The following is a 385-nucleotide window of genomic DNA, read 5'->3' as shown; positions in this document are numbered from 1 at the left end:
CGGCAATGGGAGCAGGTGATCCGGATCGGCACCGAGACGCCGGCCTTGCTGACCTGCGCGAATGTCGATGCGCTGTGGCGTGTGGCCGAGGCTTTCGTGCAGACCGGCAAGCCCGAGCGGGCGCGGGACGCCTATTCCTATGTGCTGGGTAACTGCAATACCCCGGCCGAACGGGTCGGGACGATGCAGAAGGCCCTGGCGACGCTGCCCGACTCGCTGACCGACGGGCTGCTGGCCCAGGAGAGGCAGACCGAGTTCTCGAGTATCCGCGACGAGATCGCGCGCCGGCGCATCGGGCGAGCCGCCGAGGACCCCAAGCTCACGGCGTCCGCCGACGACATTCGACGCGTCGAGGCGCTGGCCAATGCCGCGACGACGCCGGACG

The 385-nt window shown here is 69.6% G+C and carries 1 protein-coding gene; it reads left to right on the top strand.

Annotation, left to right across the window (positions count from 1 at the left end; genetic code table 11):
* On the top strand, positions 1-385 hold a 385-nt coding region (locus AB4Y92_RS26395), incomplete at both ends, for a hypothetical protein (protein WP_441822314.1).

The organism is Lysobacter sp. TAB13, assembly GCF_052113885.1.
Lineage (GTDB): Bacteria > Pseudomonadota > Gammaproteobacteria > Xanthomonadales > Xanthomonadaceae > Lysobacter > Lysobacter gummosus.
The sequence above is the reverse complement of the archived record's forward strand: the minus strand, read 5'-3'. Positions and strand labels throughout refer to the sequence as shown.